The organism is Bacillus sp. FJAT-25509, assembly GCF_001420605.1.
Lineage (GTDB): Bacteria > Bacillota > Bacilli > Bacillales > Bacillaceae_G > Gottfriedia.
Genome location: NZ_LJIZ01000038.1, coordinates 89264 through 104219 on the forward strand (window position 1 = coordinate 89264; position 14956 = coordinate 104219).

Annotated in this window: 6 protein-coding genes; all 6 read left to right on the forward strand. The window is 32.9% G+C overall.

Features of this window, described 5'->3' with window-relative positions:
• The first annotated feature begins 601 nt into the window (after positions 1–601).
• Positions 602–6769: an Ig-like domain-containing protein gene (locus AN960_RS22430; RefSeq protein WP_056476676.1), complete on the forward strand. Its 6168-nt coding sequence runs from the start codon at positions 602–604 to the stop codon at positions 6767–6769.
• Between the two features lie 1198 nt (positions 6770–7967).
• A complete protein-coding gene (locus AN960_RS22435) occupies positions 7968–8969 on the forward strand; it encodes a sugar-binding protein (RefSeq protein ID WP_056476679.1) in 1002 nt (333 codons plus the stop codon).
• Entirely contained in the window at positions 8969–10450 is a 1482-nt protein-coding gene (locus tag AN960_RS22440; RefSeq protein ID WP_056476680.1) for a sensor histidine kinase, read from the forward strand. The genes AN960_RS22435 and AN960_RS22440 overlap by 1 nt, the downstream gene beginning before the upstream one ends.
• A complete protein-coding gene (locus AN960_RS22445; RefSeq protein ID WP_056476681.1) occupies positions 10428–12014 on the forward strand; it encodes a response regulator transcription factor in 1587 nt (528 codons plus the stop codon). Before AN960_RS22440 ends, AN960_RS22445 begins: the two co-directional genes overlap by 23 nt.
• Before the next feature lie 276 nt (positions 12015–12290).
• Positions 12291–13355, forward strand: a complete 1065-nt coding sequence (gene mglB, locus AN960_RS22450) for a galactose/glucose ABC transporter substrate-binding protein MglB (protein WP_056476684.1) — start codon at positions 12291–12293, stop codon at positions 13353–13355.
• 93 nt (positions 13356–13448) lie between these two features.
• Positions 13449–14951, forward strand: coding sequence for a galactose/methyl galactoside ABC transporter ATP-binding protein MglA (gene mglA, locus AN960_RS22455; protein WP_056476688.1), 1503 nt, complete (start codon positions 13449–13451; stop codon positions 14949–14951).
• Positions 14952–14956 lie beyond the last annotated feature (5 nt).

The window sequence follows — 14956 nt, forward strand, 5'->3', positions numbered from 1 at the left end:
GAAGTTTTAGTTATTTTCATTATATTATTTAGATTTTTGTTTCTAGATAATAGTATTTGTCGTAATAATTTCGGAGCTGGATAAAAAGCACAAGGCTTTCCTGAAAAGTGGAACAACAGCAGTAGATTCTATGGTTGACGCTTCTATAGGTTTGATAAGGGGGAAGTCTCGTGAGAGATTTCCCTACTTTATTATGTTTGATTCAGTTTAGTTTTAAAATTTACTAAATAATCTAGGAAATCGCAATTTTATGCTATTGGTTTGCCTATTGAACGAAATTCCCTCATGCTAACATGTTTGTAAGTGCTTTCAAAAAAGGTGAGTGTTAATTTACCGATGTCTTTACTAAATAAAAGAGAAAGGAGTGATTTTATCATTAACGGTTGCTTCTCGTATTCTATAAGCAGCTGGCTGCAGTAGTTCTACTGGTGGTTCTGATTATAGCAAACCTATAAAGGACACATCCTTTCATTATGGTCAATGATAAGAAAGCTTAACTAAGAAGTGTCCATGAAACTATACTAGTAACAGTATAAAAATACCAGTCAGAATATACAGAATATTTAGTTTAGTTAAAAAATTGATGAATGGAGTTGAAGGCATGAAGTTTAAAAAGATAGTAAGCCTAGCCATAGCTACAGTAGTAATTACAACTACTTCAGGGATAACAGCATTGGCAAATACTATAGCAAAAGATAATAGTGGAATTGTTAGCGCTATAACTAATGAATCACAAAGAACGATATCATTTAATGACGATTGGAAATTTCATTTAGGAGATGAAGTAGGAGCAAAAGAAAAAGATTTTAACGATAGTGAATGGAGAAAGTTAACGTTACCTCATGATTGGAGCATTGAGTTAGATTTTAATAAAGATTCTCCAGCAACTCATGAGGGAGGATATCTAGATGGAGGAATTGGCTGGTATAGAAAGAGCTTTGTACTTCCTAAGGAAATGGAAGGAAAAAAAATAAGTATTAACTTTGGCGGAGTATACATGGATAGTTATATTTATGTAAATGGAAAGCAAATAGGTAATCATCCTAATGGATATTCTCCATTTTCATTTGATATTACAGATGATGTAGTATGTGATGGTGTTACTGAAAACGTTATAGCTGTAAAAGCGACAAATAAGCAGCCAAGTAGTAGATGGTATTCAGGTAGTGGTATATATAGAGATGTAAACCTTACCGTTACTGACAATGTTCATGTTGCAGAGTATGGTACTTATGTAACTACACCAGATTTAGAAAATGAATACAAACAAGGTAAAGCTAAAGTTAATATTAAAACAGATATTATGAATGAGGATTCTACAGATAAAGAAGTAAGTGTTAAATCAGTTATTTTAGATGCTAAAGGAAATAGTGTAGCGGAAAATGTAACTACTGAAGTAGTTAGTGCAAGTGCTACTAAGAAATTCAATGCAGATGTAACCATAGAAAATCCAATACTTTGGGGAACTGAAAAACCGTATTTATATAAGGTAGCTACTACTGTAAGTATTGATAATAAAATTGTAGATGAGTATAAAACAGATTTTGGTATTAGATGGTTTAATATGACACCTAACAATGGCTTTTTCTTAAATGGGAAGCAAATGAAGCTTAAGGGAGTCAGTATGCATCATGATCAAGGAGCTTTAGGTGCTGTTGATAATAAAACAGCAATAAGAAGGCAAGTTAAAAAGTTAAAAGAGATGGGAGTAAATTCTATCAGAGTTACTCATAATCCTGCATCACAACACTTAATAGATAGTTGTAATGAAGAGGGGATTCTTCTTATAGAGGAGGCTTTTGATACTTGGTATGGCGGAAAGAAGACATATGACTATGCAAGATTTTTTGAGCAAAAATCTATTTATGGAGATATGACTTGGGCAGAGTATGATATTAAGCAAATGGTTAGTAGAGGGAAGAATGCACCGAGTATAATGATGTGGTCATTAGGAAATGAAATATGGGAAACCAGTGAAGCAAAGGGTGTAGAAACAGTAACCAAGCTTCAAAAGTGGGTTAAGGAAATTGATACTACGAGACCTACGACTATGGGAGAAATTGCATTTATGGGGGGAGAAGGACCTCATGAAAATGTAGCTGATATTATAGATGTTGTAGGCTTTAATTATGCCGAAAATCAGTATGATAAATTAAAAGAAAAACATAAAGATTGGATAATGTACGGTTCAGAGACTTCTTCTGCTATAAGAAGCAGAGGAGTATACTCACACCCAGAAAGATATGGTGTAGGTGATAATCATACAGATTTACAACAATCTTCTTATGATAATGATTATGTTCCTTGGGGGAAAACAGCAGAATCATCATGGAAGATGGATAGAAATAGAGAATATATACTAGGAGAATATATTTGGACAGGCTTTGATTATATAGGAGAACCAACTCCTTATTATAATAAATTCCCATCAAAGTCGTCATATTTTGGAGCTATAGATACAGCTGGATTTGAAAAGGATATATTCTATTTTTACCAAAGCCAATGGTCGGATAAGCCAATGGTTCATTTATTACCACACTGGAATTGGGAAAATGATAATAGTATTAAAGTTGATGGAGATAAAATATTAGTTTATGCATATACGAATGCTAATTCTGTAGATTTATATTTTAATGAAGATGTAACAAGTAAAGATTTAGGTGAATTAGTAGAAAGTAAAGGATATGAAGTTACAAATGCAGGTTACAATGGAAAATATAAAGAGACTAAGGATGGTAAGTTTCACTTAGAATTTAGAGTTCCTTACAAACCAGGTAAATTAACTGCTGTTGCAAAGGACGAAAATGGGAAAGAAATTGCAAGAGATGTAGTTAAAACTGCTAATGATGCTAAAAAGATTGATTTAAGTGCAGATAGACAAGTTATAACTGCAGATGGATATGATTTATCCTATATAACAGTAGATGTAACTGATGAAAACGGAACTTTAGTACCAAATGCTGATAACTTAGTAAATTTTGACGTTAAAGGTAATGGTAAGATTGTAGGAGTAGATAATGGTAATGCTGCAAGTGTTGAGAGATATAAGGATAATAAGAGAAAGGCGTTTAATGGTAAGGCTTTAGTGATCGTTCAATCAACAAAAAATGCAGGTTCCTTTACATTGACAGCAACAAGTCAAGGAATTTCTTCTGATAATTTAACAGTATATACCGTGTCTAAAGAAGAGCTAAATGAAGATAAAATAGTAGGGTATGATGTAAGCGATTTAATAGTACCTATTAATGGGGAACTAAAACTTCCAGAGAAAGTAACAGCACTTTATTCAAACGAAACTAAAAAAGAGGTAGCTGTTAGTTGGGATTCAGTTCCAGAGGATGCTTTAAAAAATCCTGGAATATTTAAAGTTAAAGGAACTGTAGAAGGCAGTAATATTTCAGTAACTATTAAAGTAATTGTTAAAGACGTTATTGGAGTATTAGATTCTAGGATGTTAGTACCCGTTGGCAAACAAGCTAAGCTTCCAAAAGAAGTATCTGTAGTAAGTAATGACGGAAGTATAGAAAAGTACCCTGTAATTTGGGATAGAGAGTTAACAGCAGAGGATGTTAATTCACCTAAAACGATTACAATAGAAGGTAAGATTACAGGAATAGAAAGCTTACATCCTAAAGCAATCGTAGTTATATCTAATAATTTTAAAGAAGCAAATATAGCATTAAATAAAGGCAAGGCTTATCCAATGGCATTTGGTTCATATACTATAGGATATGATAGTATAAATTATATAAATGATGGTGTGGTTAATAAGGCGAGCAGTCCGAAAAATAGATGGACAAACTGGGGGAAACCTGGAGAAAATTATGATGATAATGTTGGGATTGAATTCGGTACAGAGTATTCTGTTAATAAAATAGGAATTTCATTATATAGTGATTATGGAGTTGCGATTCCAAGTGAGATTTTAGTTGAATATTGGAATGGTAATGAATGGGTTGGAGTTTCTAATCAAAGTAAAACAAAAGGATTCTCTGCAGCAGGTACAGAAGAAATTACCTTTGATGAAGTAGGCACATCTAAAATAAGAGCCTTACTAAAAGAAGATACTTCAGCTAATAAGGCAGTTGGTCTTACTGAATTCTATGTTTATTCTGATGTAATAGAAATGCAAGGAACAGCATTACTAAGTGATATTAAAGTAGATGGTGCAACTGTTGAAAACTTTAATGAAAAGATGAATGAATACAGAATTAATCTACCATATGGATCAAAAGTGCCAGTAGTTTCAGCTACTGCTAAGGATAATGCCAGTGTATTTGTAGTTCCAGCGTTAAATGCTGATCGTAACGCTACTGTTATCGTTATAGCAGAAGATGGAACAACTAGTAGTTATCTAGTTAATTTCTCTGAAGGTGATCCAAAATTAACTTCAGCAACGATAGAATTATCTAAAAAAGATCTAATTGAAGACGATGTTGTCAATATTAAAGTAGATGGTAGATTAGAAGATGGTTCTTTAATTGGGTCAGATCAACTACAAGTAAAATATAATTTAACTTCAGATGATACAGGAGAAGCTAAGATCGAAGGAAATAAATTATATGCCTATACAGCAGGAACCGTAACTTTAAATGCTGAGGTAACTTATAGTGGTAAGACAGTTACGACTAAAAATATAGTAATAAATATTGGAAAGAATACTGCCGTAAAGACTATTATTTCTTTTGAAAAAGTAAATATAGAAACTGATAAGGGTGTTGCACCAATATTACCAGAAAAGGTAAAGGCGATCTATGATATTGGATTACCTAGAGAGGTAAAGGTTACCTGGGATAAGTTAAAAGAAGAGTCATTCAATAAGTATGGAGTATTTGAAGTTGAAGGAACTGTTGAGGGACAAGCTTTAAAAGTGAAGGCAAGAGTTGTTGTAAAAGGATTATCAGCATTACAAAATATTTCACTTGCAACTAATGTAATGGTAGAGCCAAAGCTTCCACAAAAGGTAAAGGCTTTTTATACAGATGGAGAAGTAGTTGATCTACCTGTTATTTGGAAGGATTATGATAAAGCGTTACTAAATAAAGTTGGGATTTTTTCGATAAATGGAAAAGTAGAAGGAACAAATAGAATTGTAACTGCTAGTATCAGAGTAAGTAATGAAACTGTAAAAGGTGTTAACATTGCTGCAACAAAGGCAGGTTTTGATTTACCAATGGCAATAGCTTCATTTACAAATGATACATTTGTAAATCCAAATTCAAAAGATAAAATCCAATATGTAAATGATGGAGTAATAAATGATACTAGGTGGACTAACTGGGTAGAAAATCCAAGAAGTGGTGATTGGGTTGGCATTATCTTAGGATCAGGATTGCCAGAGGAGAAATATATAAATAATCTAGAAGCAACTTTCTTTGAAGATTGGGGATGCAGCAGTCCAGAAAGCTTTGAAATACAATATTATGTTGGGGATAAGCTTGTTTTACCAAAGCAACCATCACATGTATTAATGGAGGCAGAAAATCCATTTAATGATGATAAAAATTGGGTAACAGTAACAAATTTAGTTGCTAATCCGAATGTAACATCATCAATCGATACAAATTATTATACTTTTGATATGGTAAAAACAAAGGCATTAAGAATAAAGATGAAACCTAAAAGTAGTAAATCTTTAGGAATAAAAGAAATAAAAGCTTTTGAAGAGAGAGTAGAGCCGAATTCAGATTTCGTGGTAAGTGGAATTCAGGTTAATGATAAAGCTTTAGATGGATATACTGCTGATAAATACAACTACACAATTAAATTAGCTGCTAATGAAGAGTTACCAAAAATAACAGTAGATGCAACTAATAATGCATCATCATCTGTAGTTTATACTGTAATTAATTCAGAGAAGCTAGATGTAATTGTAAGATCTGAAAATGGACTTAAAGAAGTAAAATATGGAATAACAATAGAAAGAGAAGTTAAAGAAGAACAAGTTGGTAAAGCAGCATTAAAGATAGCTTTAGACTATGCTGATGAAGTGGTAGCTACTGGCGGATTAGAAGGTGTAGTTCCAGCTGTTGTTAAAGACTTTAATGAATCATTAGCGCAGGCTAAAGAAGTTTATGGAAATAAAGATGCAACAGAAGTCGTAATAGATGCTGCATATAAGAAATTAGTTAATTCAATATGGATGCTTGATTTTAACCAAGGAAATAAGAAAGCATTACAAACTATTGTAGATTCGGCAAAAGTATTGGTTGAAAAAGAATATACAAGAGATTCATGGGCTAACTTACAAAGAGTTCAATTCGAAGCAGAAGGTGTATTAGCTGATGAAAATGCAATGCAAAAGGAAGTAGATGACGCATTAAATAACTTAAAGTCAGCTATAGATGCTTTAGTTAAGAAGAATATAAATAAGACTGATCTTCAAAACTTAGTAATTATGGTTGAAGGCTTAAATAAAGATAAATATATTAAATCAAATTGGAATAAGGTTAAAACAGCATTAAATGAGGGTAAAAAGGTTTTAGAAAATAAAGATGTAACAGAAGTAGTAGTAGATGCAGCTTATAATAACCTACTTAAATCTTACCTTGATTTAAAATTAGTTCCAGATAAATCTGATCTTGAAGATTTAATAAATAAAGTAAATAATATGGATTTATCTAAATATACTAAGGAAAGTGTAACAAAGCTTAAGAAAGAATTAAAAAATGTTGACAAAGTATTAAAAGATAAAGAGGCTACACAGCTAGAAGTAAATGCAGCAACTAAAAACTTAAAGTTAGCTATAGCTAATTTAGAGAAAAAATGAGGCTCAAATATTTCAGGTAACGATAAGTCAAATAAGGCAAGCGTAAAAGGTAGGAAATTATCTAGTTCAGTAGTAGATGTTTATTCTTTATTAATATACTAGTAAGCTATTTATCTATTCAAATGGGACAGTGAACCTGTCACAGTGTTCTTTTGCTAAATTCAAGATTTTGAGTGTTTCAAGAAATCGGTGTAAATTATCCGATGATATTAAACTAAACCGGATTAAGTAATGATCTGTGGAATATTCAGGTCCTACTTAATCCTGTTTTTTTGAGCTTTTCTTCGAGTATATGGAATGGAGCGAGTAGTATGAAGCAAAGAAGTTAGATGAATAAGGAGAATTTTCGCTAATTGATTTAGATGGCGATGAATTTGTGTTAGATAATATGTAGTGACAGTAAAAAAATCATCTAATCTAGGAGCAATTCAATAGTATTAAAACGAAAACAAAATGCAAAAAAGCTTCCAATATAAGACAAAGAAAAAACCTTAGCGATATCATGGAACAGGTTCATTGATTCATTAAGAGGAGAGTCCGCCCTATGTTAGAGTTTAAGTATTTTGACATAGCTAAATTCATTCCTTCAGTATTAAAAGCCGTACATATGATAAAAAGAACAGACTGATTTATGAGAATCATCTGACCTTATTCATAATGAGTTCATCCATCAATTGTTTAGGACTGTAGCATAAAATACGATTCTACTAAGAATAGATTGCTTTTGAACATCGATAAAATTTTGTTATGGGTTACCATAAAATTTCATTATTTTACAGTGGTCTAGTAAAAACTTAAAGTATTAATATAGCAAATCTGAGACAGTTTGATTCTATTACTCTAAAAGAGAAGCTTGATCATTGGATACTTCAAAATTTTAATAAAGGAAAAGTCATTAATTAAAAAATCAACTGCAATGGAGTTTTCTGCAGGCTTAATGATCTAAACTATTCATTCAGTACCTTCCAGTGAAGCAATTGCAGAGAATTTTCCTGATTTAAAGCTTGAGATAAGTTTAATAGCCTATCTATCTGCCAATGATGGATAGGTTATTTTTATTATTCTTATTATTTTTTTTATTCTTTAATAGTTTTTTAGAATTAACTGCATGTTTTATGTAAGTCTGATTATACATTTGTTGCCGTTTGGTAGTATCGGGATAATAACCTTTGGGAACAGGTGGTGAAGGGGGAGTTTAGTGAGCAGGTTAGTGAGTGTTTCGTATGTCTTGGGGACTTTTTTTTTCCTCGTAAGTTTATCCTTTTCTATTTATTTTGGATACAAAGTGGTCACACATAAATTGCCCACAGAGAGTAATAAGTTAGAAAAATATAAATACCATATCGTTTTAGTCCCAGAAGAAATAGATAATGAGTATTGGAGACTTGTAGAGAAAGGGGCAAGGAATGCAGCAGAAAAGAATAATGTGCTCTTAGAGTATGTGGGGCCGAAGCAATCCAATATGGATGAGCATATAAAAACAATTGAAATGTCAGTAGCCTCAAAAGTAGATGGCATTCTTATGCAAGGATTAAATGACGAACAGTATACACCGTTAATTGATCGAGTTGTTGAGAAAAAAATTCCAGTAATTACAGTTGATACTGATGCGTCAAATAGTAAGCGAAACGCTTATATTGGGACAGATAATTATTATTCAGGTTATTTGGCAGGCAAAGCAATGATAGAAGAGACACATGGAATCACAAATGTTGCAATCATAACTGGAAACTTTTATAAGAATCACCAAATACAGCGGGTAAAGGGTTTTCGGGAAGCGGTGAAAAAAGAAAAAAGGATTCGCATTATTACTGTTAAAGAATCAGATATTAGTCGAGTTCGGGCTGCTGAGAAAACGAATCAAATTTTACAAGATTTTCCTGAGGTGAATGCATTTTATGGGACAAGTGCTTTAGATGGGATTGGAATTGCACAAGTGGTTGAGAAATACAAAAAGAAAAATCATATGACGATCATTGCATTTGACACTCTTCCTGAAACGATTAATTACATAAAAAAAGGAATTATTAAAGCCACAGTTGTCCAGGAGCCTTACGATATGGGATATCGATCAGTAGAAATGATGATTGATCTAATAGAAGGAAAAAAGGTACCCACTATTGTCCATACAAATACTAGAATTATGAGGGTAAACGATCTTCAAGTAAGTCTTATGGATAGAAGGGAAAGCTCACGTTAATGTTATTCCGAATCAGATCTAAGTTACTTCTATATTTCATTGTGTTAGTGGTTTTATTATCATCAGTTGGTTTCTTTTTTTATAAGAGCAGTGAAAAACTTGAAAATGAATATGACAATGCATTTGAACGATTTCTTTTACTTAACGATATTTCACAAAAAACAAATTTCATTACGAATAAGTTACATTCTTATATTCTGGATAAAGAAAATACTTATTTAGCCGACTATCAAAACGAAAAGTTAAATTTAATCAAAGATAAGAGAAGTCTCGAAGATGTAATGAAGACAAAAGATATAACATTAATAAACTATAAAAATATGATTAATAGTTTTTTAGCGGAAACGGATGAAACGGTAAGGTCTTTTCAGAAGGATGATATTAATAATTACTCCAATCATTTTAATGAAGTATTAAAAATAAATGGATTTCTTCAAGAGAGTACACTTGCTTTGTTAAATAATAAATTATCTGATTATCAATTGTTTTATGCTCAAATGGAACTGAAAAATCAATATTATAAGTTTATGTGTATTTCTCTTTTTTCTGCTACTTTTTTTCTGAGTACGTTGTTAGCATTATGGATTTCAAGTGGTATTACAAAGCCTATAAGTAAATTATCAGAAGCAGCAAGGCGGATTTCAAAAGGCGATTTATCTGGAGAAGATATAAAGGTAACATCTAAGGATGAATTAAAGCCTTTAACGGAAACCTTTAACCAGATGAGAATGAATCTTAGGCAGCTGGTCTCGGAAATTAAACAAAAGTCAGAATTAGATAAACTGTTAAAAGAATTGGAGTTAAAGAGTCTGCAAAATCAGATCAATCCACATTTTCTATTTAATACATTAAATACTGTTTCAAAAATGGCTTATTTGGAAGAAGCAGAGCAAACTTCCAGGTTAATTGAAGCTGTTGCAGCACTGCTGCGTTATAATCTTGGTAATTTAAAGAAGGCATCGACACTAAGAGATGAAGTAAAAATTGTTCAAGAGTATTTTTTTATTCAGCAAACAAGATTTGGTGACCGAATTGAATTTTTTACAAATATCGAGGATGATTGTTTAGATTTTGAAATACCTACCTTAATTTTGCAACCAATTATTGAAAACGCATTCATACACGGTATTGAATCATTTGAAGAAAATGCTAGGATTAGCTTAAATATATACCGCGTTCAAGACCTTATCCATGTAGAAGTGATTGATAATGGGAATGGGATGGATGATCAAACAAAAGCTAGATTACTTAATTACATAGATGGGAAGGATTTTGAAGAGATATTTTCACCAGAAAAATCAACTGGCCATTCTACTAGCATAGGTGTGAAAAATGTGATTAAAAGGTTACAGCTCTTTTATCAAAGAAATGAAGTTGTTGAAATTGAATCGGAATTGAATAAAGGAACGAATTTCAGACTAATTATACCTTATACGGTTGAGGAGAGGGGGAAGAAGTTTGCTGAAGGTATTGATTGTTGATGATGAAGTTCTAGAAAGAAAGGCATTAACGAAAATCATAAATGGATGTTCAACAGACGTTAGAGTCATTGGAGAAGCCCGTAACGGAAGAGTAGCAATAGAAATGACGTTACAAGAACGACCTGATATCATTTTTATGGATATTAAAATGCCAGGTATTGATGGTGTTCAAGCTGTAAGGGAAATAAAAAAGATTGATTCTAGTATAAGATTTATCATGGTTTCTGCTTTTAATACTTTTGAGTATGCTAAATTAGTGATGCAGCAGGGAGTAAAGGAATTTATCTTGAAACCAAGTCGAAAGCAAGATATACTCGAGAGCTTACAACGTGTATCGGCTGAAATTCTTGAGGAGCGTAAACGAATAAACGAGGAGCAAAATTTAAGGAAAAACTTGGACCGAGCTGTATCAATTGCGGGGAAGGAATGGGTAAATACATTATTAATGAACCAGGTTGAGGATCTTACTTTTGATGAGTGGGGTGAATTGCTCGGAGTAGAAATTACTTATGGATACATGATGCTTTTTTCGCTTCAAGAAGCAGTTGATTTAGAACATTTCATAAAAGATAAACAATCCTGGTATTTATGGTTGAAGGAATCATTAAAATTGGTCGTAAAAAAATATGAATTAATGGTAGGACCTTTCATTGATACACAAGTTCCTGTTATATTCCTTTGCAGAAAAACAACTGAAAAAATACATTTTAAAACGAATGCTATTAACATCATAGAAGATATATGCCATCTTTTTCAAAAGGAATTTTTTCACGCAGAATTAAGGGTCGGGGTGGGATTGCCATATGCAAATGCAAGTGAACTGTATAAATCATATCACGAGGCACTTTCAGCACTACAACAATTGATTAAAGTACCTAATCAAAAGTTTTTATTCGGTAATCATGAAGGAAATACTGAAATATCAACTTCGACAGAGTTATTCGAGACTGAGAAGCAACTATTAGATGCTTTACGTCAAGGAGATGTTAACCAAGTGTCCGTCATTTATGAACAATTTGTAAGACAACTTTCCTTCAACCAACAAAACAATCCAAAAATGATTAGTAAATCTTTTGATGAATTGTTTATTCTAGTTTCTCGAATGCTACAAGATCTGGGTATAAGCTATGAACAAACGCCTACAATTAATCAGTCTGAAGATATTAAAATTCTTTTTGAGGATGGAAAGACCTATTTACTATCGGTCGTTCGTCACGTACAGGATTGGCGAAATAATCATGCAAAAAGTATGCTTCAAAAGGCGAAGGAATACATTGAATTAAACTATGCTGAAGCCATAAATTTGGAGTTAGTTGCTGATTATGTAGAGTTAAGCCCGTTTTATTTCAGCAAATTGTTTAAAGATCGATTTGGTATGACGTTTATTGATTACTTAACAAAAGTAAGAATGAAGCAGGCAAAAACAGAAATGCTAGACGGTGGAAAAAGCTTAAAGGAAATTTGTTATTCAGTCGGATATAAAGATCCAAATTATTTTAGTCGGGTATTTAAGAAGCATACAGGTTTATCCCCTTCTGAGTTCCGTAAAGCAATTGTAAGTTAATAAAGAATGCGTTTGTTTAATAAGTAAATAGATTGATAGAATCTAATAATGGCCAATTCGATTTAGCGGATTGGTCTTTTTATATTCTGTAAAAGGTTCATCTTTTCTATTAATGTTTATATTTACAAAATAATCTAGAATATCACAATTTAATGCTATTGGTTATACCTTATGAACAAAATTACATCATGCTAACATATTTGTAAGGGTTTTCAAAGTGCAAGGAAAGTATTAACTTATCATTGACTTTACTAAATAGAAGAGGAGAATGATCAAATGATTAAAAAGAATAAAGGATTGATTTTATCTTTAACAGTTGCTTCTAGCATTCTATTAACTACTGGCTGCAGTATCACTACTAGTGGTTCGGATTCTGGCAAAAATAAGGGTGGCGAGAAGCTTCCAGCTGTTGGAGCAACAATTTACAAATTTGATGATAATTTTATGTCGTATGTTCGTCGTGCAATGGAAGGGGCCTCTGAAGGGAAAATTAATCTGATGTTGAATGATTCCCAAAATGACCAAGCAAAACAAATTGAACAAGTAGATACGGTAATTGCAAAAGGTGCTAAATCATTGGCTATTAACTTAGTAGATCCAAAGGCAGCACAGACAATTATTGACAAAGCAAAGGTAAAGAATATTCCTGTTATCTTCTTTAATAAAGAACCAGATTCATCTGTTTTAAAAGGTTATGACAAGGCTTATTATGTTGGAACAACATCTTCTGAAGCAGGTGTGATTCAAGGTGAGATGATTGTGAAAGCATGGAAAGCAAACCTTAAAAAGTATGACAAAAACGGTGATGGAAAAATTCAATATGTATTACTAAAAGGGGAACCAGGTCACCCAGATGCAGAATCTCGTACAAAATTTGCAATTGATACAATTAAAGAAAAAGGGATCGGTGTAGAAGAATTAGCAATGGATACAGCTATGTGGGATGCAACCAAAGCAACAGAAAAGATGGATGCTTGGATCGCTAAATTCAATGACAAAATTGAATTTGTAATTGCTAATAATGATGGTATGGCCTTAGGTGCTATTGCTTCACTTGAAAAAGCAGGATATTTTTCTGGAAACAAGTTTATGCCCGTTGTAGGTGTTGATGCAATTCCAGAAGCTCTTGACATGATTGAACAAGGAAAAATGGTTGGAACGGTATTAAATGACGCTACTAACCAAGGGAAAGCGACTATTGAACTTGCTACAAATGCTGCAAACGGCAAAGACGTACTTGAAGGAACAGACTGGACATTAGATGACTCTAAAGCAGTTCGTGTTCCATACATTGAAGTAACAAACGATAATATTAAAGTCGGTAAGGATGCTTATAAATAAGTAGAATATAGCTGTTGGATTCAATAAAAAATATGAGAAGCACTTTTTAAGTACCATTCATATTTTTTCAAAGGTTAAAAAGGAGGCTCGCTCATGTTAGAAGCCAAAACGAAAAATATACTTGAAATGAGTCATTTAACGAAGAGATTTCCAGGTGTAATTGCTCTTCAAAATGTTTCACTTAAAGTGAAAGCTGGGACAGTACATGCCTTAATGGGAGAAAATGGTGCAGGAAAATCAACTTTGATGAAATGTTTATTTGGCATTTATTCAATGGATGAGGGCAAGATTTTTTTGGATGGCAAGGAAGTCGGATTTGCCAATTCCAAACAAGCACTAGAAAACGGAGTTTCTATGGTTCATCAGGAATTGAATCAAGTACGTGAGCAAAATGTCATGGATAATTTATGGTTAGGGCGTTATCCGAAAAAAGGCATTTTTATAGATGAAAAGAAAATGTATGAAGATACCGTTGCTATTTTTAAAAGTCTAGATATCTCTATCGATCCACGAAGTAGAGTGAGCACTTTATCTGTTTCTGAAATGCAAATGGTGGAGATTGCAAAAGCGGTTTCTTATCACTCGAAAATTATTGTAATGGATGAACCTACTTCATCTCTAACCGAAAAAGAGGTAGACCATCTATTTAAAATCATTAGAAAACTACAAAGTGAAAACGTCGCTATTATTTATATTTCACACAAAATGGAAGAAATTCTGAAGATTTCAGATGAAGTAACCATCATGCGTGACGGTCAATACATTGCTACCAAAAGTGCAAAAGATTTAACGACAGAGGAGATTATCAAGCTTATGGTTGGCAGGGATCTTTCACAACGCTTCCCTTCAAAGGTTAATCAGCCTGGTGAGGTTATATTAAAAGTCAAAGACTTAACTGCTGAAGACGAATCCTCCTTTTCTAAAATCAATTTTGAGCTAAGAAAAGGTGAGATTTTAGGTATTGCAGGTCTAGTTGGCTCAAAACGGACAGAAGTAATGGAGTCATTATTCGGTATGAGAGCAATAAGATCAGGTGAGATTGAAATTCATGGTAAGAAAGTTCTTAACCGTTCACCTCAGCAAGCCATCAAAAATGGTTTTGCACTCGTGACGGAAGAAAGAAGAATGACAGGAATTTACCCTGATCTTAGCATAAGCTTTAACACAATCATAGCTAACATAGCTCAGTATAAAAAAGGGATATTCCTTTCTGATCGGAAAGTACACGATGATACTAAATGGGTAATTGATTCAATGAAGGTAAAGACTCCATCTCAAAAGACGTCCATTGGCAGTCTATCCGGTGGCAACCAACAGAAGGTAATCATTGGACGGTGGTTGCTCACTAATCCAGAAGTTTTATTACTAGACGAACCTACCAGAGGAATTGACGTAGGAGCAAAATTTGAAATCTACCAACTTATTAATCAACTAGCAGCGGGTGGTAAAGGCATCATCATGATTTCTTCTGAAATGCCAGAGCTGTTGGGCGTCACAGACCGAATATTAGTAATGAGTAATGGGAAAGTAGCTGGAATCGTTGATACGGCTACTACATCTCAAGAAGAAATTATGCGTTTAGCAGCTTTGTATTAGGAGGA